The 17,770-nt window shown below is 70.9% G+C and carries 14 protein-coding genes; 4 read left to right on the plus strand and 10 right to left on the minus strand.

Annotated features, from left to right (window positions below):
- Positions 1-2: 2 nt before the first annotated feature.
- Both GCL72_RS05920 and GCL72_RS05925 read right to left on the minus strand, forming a co-directional pair.
- Positions 3-1,592, minus strand: a complete 1,590-nt coding sequence (locus GCL72_RS05920) for an endolytic transglycosylase MltG (RefSeq protein ID WP_153143790.1) — start codon at positions 1,590-1,592, stop codon at positions 3-5.
- A 279-nt stretch (positions 1,593-1,871) separates the two neighbouring features.
- Positions 1,872-3,272, minus strand: a complete 1,401-nt coding sequence (locus GCL72_RS05925) for a DUF349 domain-containing protein (RefSeq protein WP_153143791.1) — start codon at positions 3,270-3,272, stop codon at positions 1,872-1,874.
- A 219-nt stretch (positions 3,273-3,491) separates the two neighbouring features.
- On the opposite strand from GCL72_RS05925, the gene hisS reads away from it, so the two are divergent.
- Together hisS and aspS are read left to right on the plus strand one after the other, a co-directional pair.
- Entirely contained in the window at positions 3,492-4,817 is a 1,326-nt protein-coding gene (hisS, locus tag GCL72_RS05930; RefSeq protein WP_153143792.1) for a histidine--tRNA ligase, read from the plus strand.
- A 186-nt stretch (positions 4,818-5,003) separates the two neighbouring features.
- On the plus strand, positions 5,004-6,815 hold the full coding sequence (gene aspS / locus GCL72_RS05935) for an aspartate--tRNA ligase (protein ID WP_153143793.1): 1,812 nt from the start codon (positions 5,004-5,006) through the stop codon (positions 6,813-6,815).
- A 30-nt stretch (positions 6,816-6,845) separates the two neighbouring features.
- Here the strand turns inward: aspS and dtd are convergent, their stop codons facing one another.
- On the minus strand, positions 6,846-7,319 hold the full coding sequence (dtd, locus tag GCL72_RS05940; RefSeq protein ID WP_153143794.1) for a D-aminoacyl-tRNA deacylase: 474 nt from the start codon (positions 7,317-7,319) through the stop codon (positions 6,846-6,848).
- Positions 7,320-7,508: 189 nt separating this feature from the next.
- Here dtd and GCL72_RS05945 point away from each other — a divergent pair, with 189 nt between their 5' ends.
- Positions 7,509-8,897, plus strand: a complete 1,389-nt coding sequence (locus GCL72_RS05945) for a replication-associated recombination protein A (RefSeq protein WP_153143795.1) — start codon at positions 7,509-7,511, stop codon at positions 8,895-8,897.
- Between the two features lie 143 nt (positions 8,898-9,040).
- Here the strand turns inward: GCL72_RS05945 and qcrB are convergent, their stop codons facing one another.
- The 4 genes from qcrB to ctaE all read right to left on the minus strand — a co-directional run bounded on the left by qcrB (position 9,041) and on the right by ctaE (position 13,444).
- Positions 9,041-10,759: a cytochrome bc1 complex cytochrome b subunit gene (gene qcrB, locus GCL72_RS05950; RefSeq protein WP_153143796.1), complete on the minus strand. Its 1,719-nt coding sequence runs from the start codon at positions 10,757-10,759 to the stop codon at positions 9,041-9,043.
- Entirely contained in the window at positions 10,756-11,814 is a 1,059-nt protein-coding gene (qcrA, locus tag GCL72_RS05955) for a cytochrome bc1 complex Rieske iron-sulfur subunit (protein WP_153143797.1), read from the minus strand. Before qcrA ends, qcrB begins: the two co-directional genes overlap by 4 nt.
- 78 nt (positions 11,815-11,892) lie before the next feature.
- Entirely contained in the window at positions 11,893-12,690 is a 798-nt protein-coding gene (gene qcrC / locus GCL72_RS05960; RefSeq protein ID WP_153143798.1) for a cytochrome bc1 complex diheme cytochrome c subunit, read from the minus strand.
- A gap of 106 nt (positions 12,691-12,796) precedes the next feature.
- Positions 12,797-13,444 carry an aa3-type cytochrome oxidase subunit III gene (ctaE, locus tag GCL72_RS05965; protein WP_153143799.1) on the minus strand — a complete coding sequence of 216 codons (648 nt, stop codon included), beginning with the start codon at positions 13,442-13,444 and terminating at the stop codon, positions 12,797-12,799.
- 288 nt (positions 13,445-13,732) lie between these two features.
- On the opposite strand from ctaE, the gene trpD reads away from it, so the two are divergent.
- Positions 13,733-14,836, plus strand: coding sequence for an anthranilate phosphoribosyltransferase (trpD, locus tag GCL72_RS05970; protein ID WP_153143800.1), 1,104 nt, complete (start codon positions 13,733-13,735; stop codon positions 14,834-14,836).
- A 47-nt stretch (positions 14,837-14,883) separates the two neighbouring features.
- Here trpD and def read toward each other — a convergent pair whose 3' ends face one another.
- The 3 genes from def to ctaD all read right to left on the minus strand — a co-directional run bounded on the left by def (position 14,884) and on the right by ctaD (position 17,768).
- Positions 14,884-15,534 carry a peptide deformylase gene (gene def, locus GCL72_RS05975; RefSeq protein ID WP_153143801.1) on the minus strand — a complete coding sequence of 217 codons (651 nt, stop codon included), beginning with the start codon at positions 15,532-15,534 and terminating at the stop codon, positions 14,884-14,886.
- A 108-nt stretch (positions 15,535-15,642) separates the two neighbouring features.
- Complete coding sequence (locus GCL72_RS05980; protein WP_153143802.1) at positions 15,643-16,044, minus strand: cytochrome c oxidase subunit 4; 402 nt, start codon at positions 16,042-16,044, stop codon at positions 15,643-15,645.
- Entirely contained in the window at positions 16,044-17,768 is a 1,725-nt protein-coding gene (ctaD, locus tag GCL72_RS05985; RefSeq protein ID WP_153143803.1) for an aa3-type cytochrome oxidase subunit I, read from the minus strand. Before ctaD ends, GCL72_RS05980 begins: the two co-directional genes overlap by 1 nt.
- Positions 17,769-17,770: the final 2 nt, after the last annotated feature.

Below are 17,770 nucleotides of genomic sequence, written 5' to 3' on the forward strand. Positions count from 1 at the left end.
GTTCACTCGTTGCGCGTCTCGGTGTTGGGCGCGTCGCCGTCGCCGCAGATGTCCGGGTTCTCCTCGCAGTACGCGTCGTACTCGTCCACGTACTCCTGATGCTCCGAGTAGGTCTCGGCGAACTTGGTCTCGCCGGTGGCGATGTTCGTGGTCACCCAGTAGTAGTAGTCGTTGTCCTCCGGGTCGGCCACCGCCTCGATCGCGTCCTTCGTGACCGCCTCGATCGGTCCGGGCGGCAGGCCGCGGTGGGCGTGGGTGCTGTACTCGTTCTCCGGGTCGTCCAGCTCATCGCGACTCAGATGCAGATCGCGCTGCTCGAGCCCGTAGTTCGCCGTCGAGTCGATCTGCAGGTATCCGTCGGTCTCCGAGTTGTCCGGCTGCAGCCGGTTCTCGATGATCCCGGCGACGGTGCGGTAGTCGTCCGGCTGCGCCTCGGCGGTGAGCAGCGAGGCCTTGGTCACCGCCTCGTACTGCTCGGCCGGATCCGTCACGCCCGCGTCTTCGAGCCTGCCCAGCGTCTCGTCGACCATCTGCTGCAGGATCTCGGCCGCACCGGCGTCGACGGGGAATCGATGCTCGCCGGCGGCCAGATAGCCCTCCAGGCTCTCGGCCTGCTCGGGCAGTCCGAACTCCGTCGGGTCCTCGGCGGCGTCCCGGAGCTCGTCGGCGGAGTACTCGGTGGCCTCGGCGATCGCGTCGTAGGCGGCGTCGAGGCGGGTGCCGGAGCTCAGCGCCACGTAGAGCTGGCTCTCCTGCTCGGCCGAGAGCACGCCGACGGCGTCCTCGGCTGGCATCTGCTCGTTCATCTCATAGTCGCCCACCTGCAGCGTGCCGATCTCCTCGGCGTCCTGCAGCGCCTGGTCGAAGGCCTCGGCGCTGGCGACGATGCCCTCGGAGGCCAGCTCGTGGGCCACCGCTCCCCAGCCGTCGCCGCGCTCGACGGTGAAGGTCACGGGTCCGCCGGCGACGGCGTCGTAGTCCTCGGGCTCGCTGAAGACGCCGCCGAAGACGGTCCGGAAGACCACAGCCAGGACCACCATCAGCGCCACCAGTCCGGCCAGCACCGAGACCAGCGTGATGTTGCGCCGCCGACGACGCTGGCGCCGCTTGTCGAGGATGCGGCGCCCCGGCGCGCCGGCCAGCGGGGTCACCGTCTGGTAGCCGCGGCCGTAGTCGGACGAGCTGATGAGCACCGGAGTGCCCTCGGCATCGTGCTCGATGTGCTCGTCGGCTCCCAGCAGCCGGGCGTCGAGCGGGGCCTCGGAGGGGTCCCGGTCCTGCGGATCCTCCGAGGCCCCGGGGCCGGCGTCGTCGTCCGTCTCGCCCTCCGGCCCGCGCTCGGGATCGCTCGCGGGCTCCGCCGGGTCCTGAGAGAGCACGGCGTCCAGCGAGACGGTGCCCGCCGTCGCGGGCGACGGCGGGCCGGCGGCCGCCGTGCCGATGGGCACCTCCGCGGGAGTCTCGGCGGACTGGGCGAGCGACTCCGCCGAGTCCGGTTCGCCCCCGTCCGATGCGTCGCTGCCCGGGGGCGGCGGGCTCTGCTCGGCTCGCCGCCGCCGCGACCCGTGCTCGGGCGGCTGGTCATCGCTCACGCGGGGGTCCTCACTGGTCGTCGAAGGGCTGGCGGGCGCCGGTCCGTCGTCGGACGCCGGTGCCGCGTCGCGACGGAGTCGCCGCACGGGCGGTCCGGAACGTGGCCCGCGCACCCGCCGGCCGGTCCGGCCGGAATGCTCGTCGCCTATCGTAATCCATCCGTGATCAGCGGGGCGCGGACCGCTTCGGGACGTGCGGCGGGCGTGTCGCCGCGCTCGGCGTCCGGAGTCGACGACCGGGCCCGGAGCCGACGACGGCGCGCCCGCCGGCGGACGGCCTCACTCGCCGGCGAGCATCCGCCGCCAGCTGCGCCGGGCCTCGAGCGCCTCCTCGGCCTCCTTGATGCGTCGTTCCTCGCCGTGCTCGCGAGCCGCCGCCAGCGACTCCTCGAGCTCGCCGATGGTCTCATCGAGCTGCGCGAGCATCGAGTCCTGCCGTGCCCGGGTCTCCGGGTCCGCCTGCCGCCACTGCGCATCCTCGGCCTCGCGGAAGGCATCCTGGATCCGCTTCACCGCACCTTCCATGCGCTTGACGTCGCCGCGCGGCACGCGGCCGGCCTCGTCCCACCGCTCGAGCAGCGCGTGGTACTGCTCCCGGACCTGGTCGGGCTTGGTGAAGGGCATCAGTTCCTCGAGCTCGGCGAGGATCTGCTCCTTGGCCGCCAGGTTCTGCGCGTACTGCGCATCGGTCTCGGCGTTGGCCTGCTCGCGGGCGGCGAAGAAGACGTCCTGCGCCGCGCGGAACCGCGCCCACTGGGCGTCGTCGGTCTTCCGCGCCCCGCGGCCGACCGCCTTCCAGTCATCCATGAGCCGGTGGAAGGCCTTCGTCGTGGGGCCGAAGTCGGTGCTGTGCTGCAGCTCCTCGGCCCGGGCGATCAGCTCCTCCTTGGTCTGCTTGACCTCGGCGTGGTGCTGGTCGCGTCGGCTGAAGAAGGCCCGACGGTTCTTGTCGAACGTGCTGCGGGCCGCGCGGAACCGCTTCCAGTAGGGGTCCTCCTGGGCCTTGGTGACCCGCGGCGGCTTCTTCTGTTCGGCCTTCCAGGCGTCGAAGAGCTCCTGCATGCGCTGCTGGGCGGTCTTCCAGTGCTGCTGGTCCGGGTCGGCGGCGGCCAGCCGCTCGGCCTCGGCGACGATCTCCTCGCGCACGGCCAGGTGGGCGTCCACTGCGGCCTCGGCCTCGGCCGTCTCCTGCGCGGCGAGCCCGTCCACGCCGGCGGCGATCTCGTCGAGCACGCCGCCCAGTGCGGCGACGTCGCCGACCCACGGCCCCGACTCGAGCTCGCGGCGCAGCGCCTGCATGCTCTCGCGCAGCGGTCTGGCGCCGTCGGCGGCGGACTCCACCCGGGCCTTCAGCAGCAGCGCCCGGTCGTAGAGGTCGTCGAACTTCCGGGCGAAGTACAGCAGCGCCTCGTCGGCGGTCGCCTCGGGGTACTGCCCCACATAGTCCGGAGAGCTCGCGGAGCTCTCGGACGACGAGGCGGCTGAGGAGTCGGGCGCGCCGTCTCCGTCGCCGTCGGCCGTCCGCTCGGCGTCGGCCGCGGGGCCTGCCGCCTCGTCCGACCGTCGCTGGGGCTGTCCGGCGGCGAGGGCGTAGACGTGTCCTTCGTCGTCGACGCGGGCGAGCTGACGCGCCTGCTCCGCCGACGTCTCGTGGTGACCGGGTTTCACTGCGGGACTCATGTCCACCAGCCTACCGGCCCGGACTCGTCGACGGTGAGCTGCGCCTCAGCCGCATCGGCCCGGCCGGGGCAGGCCGGCGTCCGGCTCACCGCACGCCGCCGACGGCCGGTATGATGTCCTGCGGCCCCGGACCCGCGGTCCGGGCTCGTCCCGGCGCCGCGCCGACGCCGCGCCGCACTGCCCGCATCACCCCACGATCACGAGGAGCGCGCACCCTCCATGGCACGTTCGACCTCCCTCTCCGGCTTCACCGAGTGGCTTCCCGACGAGCGCCTCGTGGAGCTGCATGTGCTCGACACGCTGCGGGAGGTCTTCGAGGCCCATGGGTTCGCCTCCGTGGAGGCGCGCGCGGTCGAGACCATCGACACGCTGCTGCAGAAGGGCGAGATCGACAAGGAGATCTACGGGATCTCCCGGCTGCAGGACGACGAAGCCTCTGCCGGAGACGCCCGGCTGGCGCTCCACTTCGACCTGACCGTGCCCTTCGCCCGCTACGTGGTGGAGAACGCCGGACACCTGGCCTTCCCCTTCCGCCGGTACCAGATGCAGAAGGTCTGGCGCGGCGAGCGGCCGCAGGAGGGCCGCTACCGCGAATTCACCCAGGCCGACATCGACATCGTCGGCGACGGCGCGCTGCCCTTCCGCAGCGACGTCGAGATGGTCGTCGTCATGGCCCGCGCCCTGGAGCGTCTGCCCCTCGGCGACTTCCGGCTGCGGCTGAACAACCGCAAGCTCTCCGAGGGCTTCTACCGCTCCATCGGCCTGGAGGACACCGCCGCCGTGCTGCGGGCGATCGACAAGCTGGAGAAGATCGGCCCGGAGAAGGTCGCCGCCGAGCTCGCCGAGACCGCCGGCGCCACCGAGGAGCAGGCCGCCAAGGCGCTGAAGCTCGCCCAGATCCGCACCGAGGACACCTCCTTCGTCGAGCAGGTCCGCGCACTGGGCGGCGAGCACGAGCTGCTGGAAGAGGGCCTGACCGAGCTGACCGAGGTCGTCGGCGAGCTGGAGCGCCGGGTCCCCGGCCGCGTCGTCGCCGATCTGTCCATCGCGCGCGGACTGGACTACTACACCGGCACGGTCTGCGAGACGGTGCTGGTCGGCCGCGAGGGGCTGGGCTCGATCTGCTCGGGCGGGCGCTACGAGTCGCTGGCTTCGACGGGGAAGCGGACCTTCCCCGGCGTCGGCCTCTCCATCGGGGTCACCCGGCTGGTCTCGCAGATCCTGAAGGACGTCACCGCCACCCGCTCGGTGCCAAGCGCGGTCTACATGACCCTGCGCACCGACGAGGACTGGGGTGCGGCCCAGGACGTGGCCGATCAGCTGCGCGCCCGCGGCATCGCCGTCGAGGTCGCGCTGACCGCGGAGAAGTTCGGCAAACAGATCCGCCACGCCGACCGACGCGGCATCCCCTTCGTCTGGTTCACCGACGCCGAGGGGAACCACGAGGTCAAGGACATCCGCTCCGGCGAGCAGGCTCCCGCCGACCCGCAGACCTGGGCTCCGCCGCTCGAGGCCGCCGCCCCGCGCGTGGTGCCGGTCGAGTGACCGCTGAGTGACCGCGGAGTCGCCCTCCGCGGCGCCGCGGGCGGCCGCCCGCGCTCCCGCCGGCCCGCCAGTGACAGAATCATCCGGACGACCGCTCCCCCGGGAGAGCTGAGCCGATCCGGGCTCCGACCAGCCGATGCGACCGGCCCGCTCCGCGACCGACGGAGGGCCTGAAGGAAGGACGACGTGCTCCGCACACTGCACAACGGCGACGTGAACGCCGCACACATCTCCGAGACCGTGACCCTGGTGGGCTGGGTGGCCCGTCGCCGCGACCACGGCGGCGTGGCCTTCCTCGATCTGCGCGACGCCTCCGGCGTGGTGCAGGTCGTCGTCCGCGAGGAGGAGGACTTCGCCGCGCTGCGCAACGAGTTCGTCCTGCAGGTCACCGGCACCGTCGAGCGCCGACCCGCGGGCAATGAGAACCCCGCGCTGGCCTCCGGCGAGGTCGAGGTCATCGCCTCCACGGTGACGGTGCTGAACGCCGCCGACCCGCTGCCCTTCCAGATGGACGCCCACCAGGAGGTCGGCGAGGAGGCGCGGCTGCGCCACCGCTACCTGGACCTGCGCCGCGAGGGCCCGCAGAAGGCGCTGCGGCTGCGCTCGGAGGCGAACCGGGTCGCCCGCGAGCTGCTGCACGCCGAGCGGTTCACCGAGATCGAGACGCCGACGCTGACCCGCTCGACGCCGGAGGGCGCCCGCGACTTCCTGGTGCCGGCCCGCCTGGCGCCGGGCTCCTGGTACGCGCTGCCGCAGTCGCCGCAGCTGTTCAAGCAGCTGCTGCAGGTCGGCGGCTTCGAGCGCTACTACCAGATCGCGCGCTGCTACCGCGACGAGGACTTCCGCGCCGACCGGCAGCCGGAGTTCACCCAGCTGGACATCGAGGCCAGCTTCGTCGACCAGGAGGACGTCATCGGCTGGTCCGAGGAGCTGATCCGTCGGCTCTGGGCGCTGATCGACGTGGAGATCGACACGCCCATCCCGCACATCACCTATCGCGAGGCGATGGCGCGCTACGGCACCGACAAGCCGGACCTGCGCTTCGGGCTGGAGCTCACCGAGCTGACCGAGTACTTCGCCGAGACCCCGTTCCGGGTCTTCCAGTCCCCCTACGTGGGTGCGGTGGTCATGCCCGGCGGAGCCTCCCAGCCGCGGCGGACGCTGGACGCCTGGCAGGAGTGGGCCAAGCAGCGCGGAGCCAAGGGCCTGGCCTATGTGCTCGTCGGCGAGGACGGCGAGCTCTCCGGCCCGGTGGCGAAGAACATCTCCGAGTCCGAGAAGGCCGGCCTCGCCGAGGCCGTGGGCGCGAACCCCGGCGACTGCATCTTCTTCGGCGCCGGCGAGGTCACCGCCTCCCGCGGGCTGCTGGGCGCGGCCCGCGTGGAGATCGCCGAGACGGTCGGGCTGATCGACCACGCCGCCTGGTCCTTCGTCTGGGTGGTCGACGCGCCGATGTTCGAGCCGGCCGACGAGGCCACCGCCGCCGGCGACGTCGCCGTGGGCTCGGGCGCCTGGACTGCCGTCCACCACGCCTTCACCGCGCCGAAGCCGGAGTTCGCCGACTCCTTCGACGTCGACCCCGGCGCCGCGCTGGCGAACGCCTACGACCTGGTCTGCAACGGCAACGAGATCGCCGGCGGCTCGCTGCGTGTGCACCGGCAGGACGTGCAGGAGCGGATCTTCGAGGTCATGGGCATCGGCGAGGAGGAGGCCCGCGAGAAGTTCGGCTTCCTGCTCGACGCCTTCCAGTTCGGCGCCCCGCCGCACGGCGGCATCGCCTTCGGCTGGGACCGCGTGGTCGCCCTGCTGGCCGGCGAGGAGTCGATCCGCGAGGTCATCGCCTTCCCCAAGTCCGGCGGCGGCTTCGACCCGCTGACCGCCGCTCCGGCGCCGATCACGACCCAGCAGCGCCAGGAGGCCGGCGTGGACGCGACGCCCGAGCCGGCACCGGGCGAGGGCACCCAGGGCGCGGCGAAGCAGCCGGTCGACGAGTCCTGAGGCGCGGCGGCGCCCGGCGGCGGAACGCCGTCAGGCGCCGCCCCGCCGCGGGCCGCTCAGCTCGTCGGTGTCGACGACGAGCGTCACCGGCCCGTCGTTGACCAGCTCGACCTCCATGTCCGCGCCGAAGTTGCCGGTGTGCACCCGTGCGCCGAGCCGCCGCAGCGCGGAGACGAAGGACTCGTAGAGCGGCTCGCTGACCGGCCCCGGGGCCGCCCGGCTCCACGAGGGCCGACGACCCCGGCGGACGTCGGCGTGCAGGGTGAACTGGCTGACCACCAGCAGCGGAGCCGCGGCCTGGGCGCAGGAGCGCTCCCCCGCCAGGATCCGCAGCCCGACGATCTTGTCGGCCAGCAGCTCGGCCTCTTCGGCGGTGTCCTGATGGGTGACGCCGAGCAGCACGACCAAGCCCTCGCCGTCGAAGCCGCTCGCCGTCGCCCCGGGGTCGTCGTCGCCGGTCAGCCGGACGTGGGCGCGGGAGACGCGTTGGATGACAGCACGCATGCCCCTAGTCTGGCACGTCCCGCCGAGGGCCGCCCGGTGTCGCCCGGTGTCGCCCGGTGTCGCCCAGTGCTGCCCAGTGCTGCGCAGTGCCGCTCAGCGCTGTTCGGCGCCGCCCCGAGGCGCGGCGGCCGGTTCCGGCGCGATAGAGTCGGGGCGGATCCGGACGACGACGGCGGCGAGGAGGCGACGGTGACCGATCAGCTCGGCGGGGACCTGTTCTCCAGCGCACAGTCCGACGACGGCGGGGGCGGGGCCTCCGGCACCGGACGTCACACGCCGCTGGCCGTGCGCATGCGGCCCCGGTCGCTGGACGAGATCGTCGGCCAGCAGCATCTGCTCGACGCCGGTTCGCCGCTGCGCGTGCTCGCCGAGGGTTCGCGAGGCCCGGCGGGCCCGGCGTCAGTCATCCTCTACGGCCCGCCCGGCACCGGCAAGACCACTATCGCCCACGTCATCGCCCGCGGCGACACACGGCGCTTCGTCGAGCTCTCGGCGATCCGCGCCGGCGTGAGGGACGTCCGCAAGGTCATGGACCAGGCTCTGGAGGACCGGGACCTGCGCGGGGTGACCACAGTGCTCTTCCTCGACGAGATCCACCGCTTCAACAAGGCCCAGCAGGACGCCCTGCTGCCCGGAGTGGAGAACGGCTGGATCATCCTGGTCGCCGCGACCACGGAGAATCCGTCCTTCTCGATCATCTCCCCGCTGCTCTCCCGCTCGCTGATGCTCACCCTGCAGCCGCTGACCGAGCAGGACCTCGGCGGACTCCTCGACCGTGCGCTGACCGAGCCGCGCGGGCTGGACCGCACGCTGACGCTCGACGACGACGCCCGCGGCCACATCCTGCGGATGTCCGGCGGCGACGCCCGGCGGGTGCTCACCACGCTGGAGGCCGCCGCCGCCGTCGCCGCAGGTCGCCAGGACGACGCCGAGGGCGCCGGGGTGATCACCGCCGCCGACGCCGAGCAGGCGATGGACCATGCCGTGCAGCGCTATGACCGCGACGGCGATCAGCACTATGACATCATCTCGGCATTCATCAAGTCGCTGCGCGGCTCCGATCCCGATGCCGCGCTGCACTGGCTGGCGCGGATGATCGTCGCCGGCGAGGACCCCCGCTTCCTCGCCCGGCGCCTGGTGATCGCCGCCGGCGAGGAGGTCGGGATGGCCGACCCCACGGCCCTGCAGACGGCCGTGGCCGCCGCCCAGTCCGTGCAGCTCATCGGCATGCCCGAGGCGCGCATCCTGCTCGCCGAGGCGACGGTGCACATCGCCACCGCGCCGAAGTCCAACGCCTCCTATCAGGCGCTCGACGCCGCCATCGCCGATGTGAAGGCCGGACGGACCGGCGCCGTGCCGCCCCACCTGCGCGACGCCCACTACGCCGGCGCGGCACGCATGGGGCACGGGGCGGAGTACTCCTACGCCCATGACGGGCCGCACCATGTGGTGCCGCAGCAGTACCCGCCCGACGAGCTCGTCGGCGTCGACTATTACCAGCCCAGCGGCAACGGCCAGGAACGCGCCGTCGCCGAGCGGCTGGAGCGGCTGCGAGCGATCGTGCGCGGACAGCGCTGAGCGCCCGGAGGCGTCGACGCTGACCGGCCCCGGCGGCCGTTCCCCGCCCGCTCCCCGGACACAGACGACGAACGGGCCCGGCCCCTCCGTGGAGGGACCGGGCCCGTTCGTGCATCCGCCGGCGGCGGATCAGCACCGGTCGATCAGTGGTGGCCGGAGCCGATCTGCTGCTGCTCGCGAGCCTCGAGACCGCCGTCGTCATGACCGTCGTGGTGGTCGTGCTCCAGCGCTTCCAGGTACTCCTGGCGGGACACCGGGGCCACCCGGTCCTCGTAGAACCAGCGGTTCAGCCCCGCCCGCAGCTTCTCGAGGCGGGTGATCCGGCCCTTCGCATTCGGCACCGGGCCCGAGGGCTCCGGCGACTCGAAGGCCACCAGCGTGTAGAGCTCGTAGTCGTCCGGCCGCCGGTGTCGCTCGGTGAACTCGCCGTGCGGCTTCATCTCGATGACGCCGGCCTCGTGGCCGTGGAGCACCGTCTCGCGGTCCTTGCGCTGCAGCGCCAGGCAGATCCGCTTGGTGACGATGAACGCGAACACCGGACCGACGAAGATCAGCACCCGCGACCAGTAGGTGATGTCGTTCAGCGAGAGGTCGAAATGCGTGGCGATGAGGTCGTTCGCGCCCATCCCCCACAGGATGCAGTAGAAGGTCACCGTCGCCGTGCCGAAGGCGGTCCGGGCCGGGGCGTTGCGCGGACGGTCTAGGATGTGGTGATCGCGCTTGTCGCCGCTGATCCAGGCCTCGATCCAGGGCCAGACGAACATCCCGGCGAACAGGATGCCGACCGGGATCAGCGGGACCAGCACCGGGGTGGCGACGGTGTTGCCGCCCCACGGCGTCGGGATCACGAACTCCAGCGGGATGTCCCCGATCCACCCGGGCATCATGCGCAGCACGCCCTCGAAGGGACCGATGTACCAGTCCGGCTGCGCGCCGGCCTGCACCGGCGAGGGATCGTACGGCCCGTAGTTCCACAGCGCGTTGATCTGGAAGGTGCCCGCGATCAGCGCCAGGATGCCGAAGACGATGAAGAAGAAGCCGCCGGCCTTGGCCGCATAGACCGGGCCGACCGGGTAGCCCACCACGTTGCGCTCGGTGCGGCCCGGGCCGGGGTACTGCGTGTGCTTGTGCAGCACGACCATGAACAGGTGGACGACCACCAGGGCCAGGATGATCCCGGGGATGATCAGGATGTGCAGCACGTAGAGCCGCGGGATGACCGCCTCGCCGGGGAACTCGCCGCCGAAGAGGAAGAAGGACATGTAGGTGCCGACCACCGGCAGGGCCTTCAGGATGCCGTCGATGATGCGCAGACCGTTGCCGGAGAGCACCTCGTCGGGCAGCGAGTAGCCAGTGAAGCCGGCCCCCAGGCCCAGGAGCAGCAGCGCGCAGCCGACGACCCAGTTGAGCTCGCGCGGCTTGCGGAAGGCGCCGGTGAAGAACACCCGGAGCATGTGCACCGACATCGCCATCACGAAGACCAGCGCGGCCCAGTGATGGATCTGGCGCATGAACAGCCCGCCGCGCACATCGAAGGAGAGGTCCAGCGACGACGCGTAGGCCGCCGACATCTCCATGCCGTTCATCGGAGCGTACTTGCCCTCGTACTCGACCGTCGCCATGGACGGGTCGAACCAGAAGGTCAGGAAGATGCCGGAGATGATCAGGATGACGAAGCTGTACAGCGCCACCTCGCCGAACATGAACGTCCAGTGGTCCGGGAAGATCTTCCGCCCGAACTCACGGACCATGTTCGTGCCGCCCACGCGCTGGTCGACGTAGTCGGCGATGCGACCCGTGCGGGTCTCCGGCTGGAAGGCCGCCGGTCCGGCCGCCGTGGAGTCGGATGCCTGTGTGCTCATGCGTTGCCACGCTCCCAGTAGCTCGGGCCGACGGGTTCGGTGAAGTCGCTGCGCGCCACGAGGAAGCCCTCGTCGTCGACGGCGATCGGCAGCTGCGGCAGCGGACGGCCCGCGGGGCCGAAGATCACCTCGAACTCGTTGGCGGCGTCGAAGGTCGACTGGTGGCAGGGGCACAGCAGATGGTGGGTGTGCCGCTCGTAGAGCGCCACCGGGCAGCCGACGTGGGTGCAGACCTTCGAGGCGGCGATGATGCCCTCGTAGGTCCAGTCCTCACGGCCCTCCGAGACCGTCTCGATCTCCTCGGGGTCCATGCGGATCAGCAGCACCACGGACTTGGCCTTCTCGGCGAGCTTCTCCCCGTGGTCGGTGATGTCCAGCAGCGTCTCCGGCACGATGTGCATCGCCGAGCCCACCGTCAGATCGGCCGCGCGCACCGGAGTGCCGGTGGGGTCGCGGACCAGACGGACGCCCTCGTCCCAGATGGTGTGACGCATGCGCTCCGGGCCGAAGTCCTCGGAGAGGTCGAGGTCGCGGAAGAGCACGACGGCGGGCAGCGGGGCCAGCACGGCCGCGCCGATGAGGGTGTTGCGGATCAGCGGACGACGCTTGATCCCGGACTCCTCCAGCACGTCCCCGACGATCTGCTCGGCCTCCTGCCGCTGGTCCTCGGTGCGCAGCGGCTTGCGGGCCTCGACCAGCTCGTGGTCGGGCATCAGCGTCTTCGCCCAGTGCACCACGCCGAGCCCGATGCCGAGCATGGCGAAGGCCACGCCGACGCCGAGCAGCGTGTTCTGCAGCCGCACCTCGTGGAGATCGGCGGTGTGGCCGACGACGAAGTAGCCGATGAAGAAGATCACGGTGCCGATGATCGAGACGAGGAAGAGCACCGCGACCTGGCGCTCGGAGCGCTTGGCGGTGTTCTCGTCCTCGTCTGCCAGCCGCGGGCGGTGCGGGGGCAGTCCGGGGTCGTCGATGGCGTACTGCCCCGACTCCCCGTCACCGGCATTGATGACGGCGCCCGATTCCCTCGGGTCGCCGTTACCGTGCTCGCCCATATGGTTCTCGTCCTTTGCTTGAGTGATCGTGTGCTTCGGTGCGTGTGCGCGGTGCTGATGCTCACCGCCGGGCGGGGATCAGGACGACCGGGAGGTCAGCCAGACCATGGCGCCGATGAGCAGCGCCAGGCCGCCGCTCCAGACGAACAGCCCCTCCGACACCGGCCCGAGCGAGCCGAGCGCGAAGCCGCCGGGCGTGCCCTGCGACTCGTAGGTCTTCAGGAAGGCGATGATGTCCTGCTTGTCCTCCGGCGGGATGTTGGCGTCGTTGAAGACCGGCATGTTCTGCGGGCCGACGAGCATGGCCTCGTAGATGTGCTTCTCCTCGACGCCGTGCAGCGAGGGGGCGAACTTCCCCTCGGTGAGCGCACCGCCGGCCGCCGCAGCGTTGTGGCACATCGCGCAGTTGATGCGGAACAGCTCGCCGCCCCGGGTGGCGTCGCCCTCCTCGGCGTCGAGGAGGTCCTCCCCGGGCACCGACGGGCCGGCGCCCAGCGAGGCCACATAGGCGGCCAGCTGCTGGGTCTGCTCGTCGTTGAACTGGGCCGGCTTGCGCTGCGCCTGCGGGCCCTGCATCTGCATGGGCATGCGGCCGGTGCCGACCTGGAAGTCCACCGAGGCCGCGCCAACGCCGATCAACGAGGGAGCGTCCTCGGTCCCCTCGGCGTTGATCCCGTGGCAGCTCGCGCAGTTGGCCGCGAAGAGCTTCTCCCCCTCGTCGATGTCCGAGGCCGAGTACTCCTGCGCCTCGCTGCTGGCCTGCGCCTCGTTGATCGTGGTGGCGGCGGCATACAGGCCTCCGGTCATCAACAGACCCAGGAGGAGCAGTGCCACGCCGGCGAACGGGTGGCGACGCTTCTGTGAGAGTGCCTTCACGTGCCGTGTCCTAACTTCTCGGTGCGGGACCTGCGCTCCGCCCGCGGAGCGCGAGTCGAGTGGACGGGTGTCGGTCGCCTGCCGGCGCCGTCGCTGCGGGTGCGTGCTAGATGACGGTCGGCAGGATGTAGACGACGCCGAACAGGGCGATCCACACGACGTCGACGAAGTGCCAGTAGTACGAGATGACGACCGCCGCGCTGGCCTCCTTATGGGTGAACTTCACGCTGAAGTAGGCCCGGGCGATCACATAGCAGAACGCGACAAGCCCGCCGATCACGTGCAGACCGTGGAAGCCGGTGGTGATGTAGAAGGCGGAGCCGAAGGAGTTCGTCTGGATCGTCACCCCGTGGTGGACCAGCTCGGCGAACTCGAAGGTCTGACCGGCGATGAAGACCGCGCCCATGAGGAACGACAGGATGTACCACTCGACCATCCCCCAGCCCTTGACGTTCAGCAGCGACCCGGTGCGGCGGGGCTGATGGCGCTCGGCGGCGAACACGCCGAACTGCGCGGTCACCGAGCTGGCCACCAGGATCACGGTGATCAGCGTCGCGAGCCGCAGGTCGAGCTGCGCGCTGTACTCGGACCACATCTCGGCCTGCGAGGACCGAAGCGTGAAGAACATCGCGAACAGGCCGGCGAAGAACATCAGCTCGCTGGTGAGCCAGACGATGGTGCCCACAGAGACCATGTTCGGCCGGTTGGGCAGAGTGCGCGCCGGGACATTGGGGGCTTGGGTTGCAGTCGTCACGAAGACATTATGGCCTGAATGCGGCGGTATTCGCCATCTCTCGCCGGCGCGTGGCGGGCCTTCGATTCCACGTCAGCAGGCCGATCCCCCGCCAGCATCGCGGAGCGCGGCATCGACCGGCGTCGCGAATGTGACCGAAATTTCTACGATGTGTCGAACAACGGGGCGGGCGGAGGGCCCGGACGGGGCCTCCGCGGGGGTCCGCGACGGGTCCCGCCCGGGAGCAGCACCCCGCCCGGCGGCGACACGGGGAGAGCCGGCCGCGCCGCTGCGGGATATCCTGGCGTCGTGAGTGACGCAGCCGAGACCACCCCGCGCCCCGACGAGTCGTCCGCCTCGAGTCCCGCCCGACTGCCGGGCGGCTGGCCCGAGCTGCTCGAGACGCTGCTCGCCGACCGCGACCTCAGCACCGCGACGGCCGCCTGGGCGATGGATCGCCTGATGAGCGGCGAGCTCGCCGACAGCGAGGTCGCGGCCTTCCTCATCGCCATGCGCGCCAAGGGCGAGACCGCAGAGGAGCTCGTGGGCCTCAGCGCCACGATGCTCGACAAGGCCGTTCCGGTGCCGGTGCCCAGTCCGACGCTGGACATCGTGGGCACCGGCGGCGACCGCCTCGGCACGGTGAACATCTCGACGATGTCCTCGCTGGTGGCCGTCGGGGCCGGAGCACGGGTGGTCAAGCACGGCAATCGAGGAGCGTCGACCACCGCCGGCGCCGCCGACGTGATCGAGGCGCTGGGCGTCGACCTCTCCCCCGCCGCCGAGACCATCGCCGGCGCCGTCGACGAGGTCGGCATCACGTTCCTCTTCGCCGGATCGGTCCACCCGGCCATGCGCCATGTCGGCCCGGTGCGTCGCCAGCTGGGCGTGCGCACCATCTTCAACTTCCTCGGACCGCTGACCAATCCCGCCCGGGTCACGGCCCAGGCGCTGGGCTGCGCCCACGAACGCCTCGCCCCGCGGATGGCCGAGGTGCTGGCCGCCCGCGGCACCCGCGGGATGGTCTTCCGCGGCCGCGACGGACGCGACAAGATCACCACCTCCACGGCCACCGACCTGTGGGAGGTCCGCGACGGCGAGGTGACCCACCACGAGATCGTTCCGGAGCAGTTCGGGCTGGCCCGGCGGCCGGTGGAGGCGCTGGCCGGCGGCGACGGCGCGCAGAACGCCGCACTGGTGCGCTCGGTCCTAGCCGGCGAGCCCGGCCCGGTGCGCGAGGCGGTGCTGCTCAACGCCGCCGCGGGTCTCACCGCCCTCGACGAGGACCACGCCGCCCCGCTGCCCGAGCGGATACAGACCAACATGGCCCGGGCGGCCGCCGCGATCGACGACGGCGCCGCCGCCGAGGTCCTGCGCCGCTGGGTGGACTACACGACCTCCGGCCGCGCCTGACCCTGCGCCCGAGACGGCCCTGACGCCGCCTGGAGATCGCCGGCGCGTCAGTCGGCCTCGCGCGGGCCGACGACGGCGCCGCGGGGCGCGTCCTCGGCCTCGTCGGCCTCATCAGGGTCGTCGTGGCCGAAGGGATCCCGGTCGACGCCCGGCGTCCAGGTGTGGCCCGGAACTGTCCATCCCTCGCGCTTCAGCGCCTTCTTCCAGCGCCGCGACCAGCGGGAGTTCAGCCGGTCGACGTAGAGCCGGCCGTCGAGGTGGTCGTACTCGTGCTGCAGGATCCGCGCGAACCAGCCGGTGGCCTCAAAGGCCACCGGCTCGCCGTCGGCGTCCAGCCCGCTGATCTCCACGTGGTGGCTGCGCTTCAGCGGGAAGCCGTAGCTGGGGACCGAGAGGCAGCCCTCGCTCTCCTCGTCGCGGTCGGGCTCCTCCTGCGAGACGCGGCCGATCAGCCGCAGCCGCGGATTGATGAACACCCCGCGGGCGGGCAGCCCGGGGCCGGCCGGCGGATACGTGTAGGTGAAGAGACGCAGCCCCACCCCCACCTGCGGGGCGGCCAGGCCCACGCCGTGGGCGGCGTCCATGGTCTCGTACATGTCCTCGACGAGGGTGCGGATCTCCTCGTCGACGACGCTGACCTCGGCGGCACGACGATGCAGCACCGGCTCGCCGTGGATGGTGATGGGGCGGATGCTCATGGGCACGATTCTAGCGTGCACACGACGGCGGGCCCGCCGCGGAGCGTGTCCGCGACGGGCCCGCCGTCGTGTGAGATGCGTCCTGCCGGACGCGTGCCGCGCCGCGGCTCAGTGCGCGTAGCGCTTGCGGTTGTACTCCATCACCCAGCCGGTGACGAAGAACAGCGCCGGGATGGAGCCGAGGAAGAAGAACCACCAGCCGATGGCCATGCCGAAGAACACCATGGCGCTGGAGAAGCCCAGCCCCAGCGGCCACCAGCTCCACGGGGCGAAGTCTCCGTAGACCCCGGCCTGCTCGTGGATCTCGCCCTCGGGGTTGTCGCCGTCCATCACGTGGTGGTGCTTGGCCGTCAGCCGCAGGTAGAACCACAGCATGAAGCCCAGCCCGGCGGTGAGCAGCAGCAGCGGGAATCCCGCCAGCTCCTCGAAGCCGGTCACGAAGCCGTAGATGAAGGCGATCACCAGGACGAAGACGCCCAGCGAGCCGAAGAGAGTCGCGTTGATCTTCATCAGATGCCTTCCTTGTCTTTCTGATCGGCCGGGCCGAACACCGCGCCGGCCGGGGACCGCTCACTGTGCCGGTCGGAGAGCTCCGGGTGGTGCAGGTCCAGGGCCGGGCGCTCCGAGCGGATGCGCGGCAGCGAGTAGAAGTTGTGGCGCGGCGGCGGGCAGGAGGTCGCCCACTCGAGCGAGGCGCCGAAGCCCCAGGGGTCGTCGACGAGGACCTTCTTGCCCTTCCGGTGCGTGACCCAGACGTTCCAGAAGAACGGGATCAGCGAGGCGCCCAGGATCATGGCGAAGACCGAGGAGAACTGATTCATCGCGGTGAACCCGTCCTCGGGCATGTAGTCGGCGTAGCGCCGCGGCATGCCCATCACGCCGAGCCAGTGCTGGATCATGAAGGTGCCGTGGAAGCCGACGAAGAGCATCCAGAAGTTGATCTTGCCGAGCCGCTCGTTGAGCATCTTGCCCGTCCACTTCGGCCACCAGAAGTAGAAGCCGGCGAACATCGCGAAGACCACGGTGCCGAAGACCACGTAGTGGAAGTGGGCGACGACGAAGTAGCTGTCCGAGAGGTGGAAGTCCAGCGGCGGGGCGGCGAGGATGATACCGGTCAGTCCGCCGAACAGGAAGGTCACCAGGAAGCCGAGGCTCCACAGCATCGGCGTCTCGAAGGTGATCGAGCCGCGCCACATGGTGCCGATCCAGTTGAAGAACTTCACGCCGGTCGGCACGGCGATGAGCATCGTCATCAGGGCGAAGAAGGGCAGCATGACCGCACCGGTGACGTACATGTGGTGGGCCCACACCGTCACCGAGAGGGCGGCGATGCTGATGGTCGCGTAGACCAGACCCTTGTAGCCGAAGATCGGCTTGCGGCTGAACACCGGCAGGATCTCGGAGATGATGCCGAAGAACGGCAGCGCGATGATGTAGACCTCAGGGTGTCCGAAGAACCAGAAGAGGTGCTGCCACAGGATGGCCCCGCCGGACTCCGGGTCGAAGATGTGGCCGCCGAAGCGCCGGTCCAGGCCCAGGCCGAACAGCGCCGCGGCCAGCGGCGGGAAGGCCATCAGGATCAGGATCGCGGTGATCAGCGTGTTCCAGGTGAAGATCGGCATGCGCCACATGGTCATGCCCGGCGCACGCATCGAGATGATCGTGGTGATGAAGTTGACGCCGCCCATGATCGTCCCGAAGCCGGAGAGCGCCAGGCCGAAGACCCACAGGTCTCCGCCCACTCCCGGCGAATACGTGGTGTCGGCCAGCGGCGCATAGGCGAACCAGCCGAAGGACGCCGCGCCCTGCGGGGTCAGGAAGCCCGCGACGGCGATCAGCGAGCCGAACAGGAAGAACCAGAAGGCCAGCGCGTTCAGCCGCGGGAAGGAGACGTCGGGGGCGCCGATCTGCAGCGGCATCACCACATTGGCGAAGCCGGCGAACAGCGGCGTCGCGAACATCAGCAGCATCACCGTGCCGTGCATGGTGAACAGCTGGTTGTACTGCTCCTTCGTCTCCAGCAGCTGCATGCCCGGCTCGAAGAGCTCGGCGCGGATCAGCAGCGCCATGACGCCGCCGATGCAGAAGAAGAGGAAGGAGGCGATCAGGTACATGTACCCGATGATCTTGTGGTCCGTCGTCGACAGCCAGCTGACGACGATCTGACCCTTGGAGCGCGGGACGACCGGCGCGATCTCGCGCGCGTCGTCGGCGCTGTATTCGTAGGTCGCCACGC

Origin of the sequence: Nesterenkonia halophila (assembly GCF_009467795.1) — a bacterium.
In the GTDB taxonomy this organism is placed as follows: domain Bacteria; phylum Actinomycetota; class Actinomycetes; order Actinomycetales; family Micrococcaceae; genus Nesterenkonia; species Nesterenkonia halobia.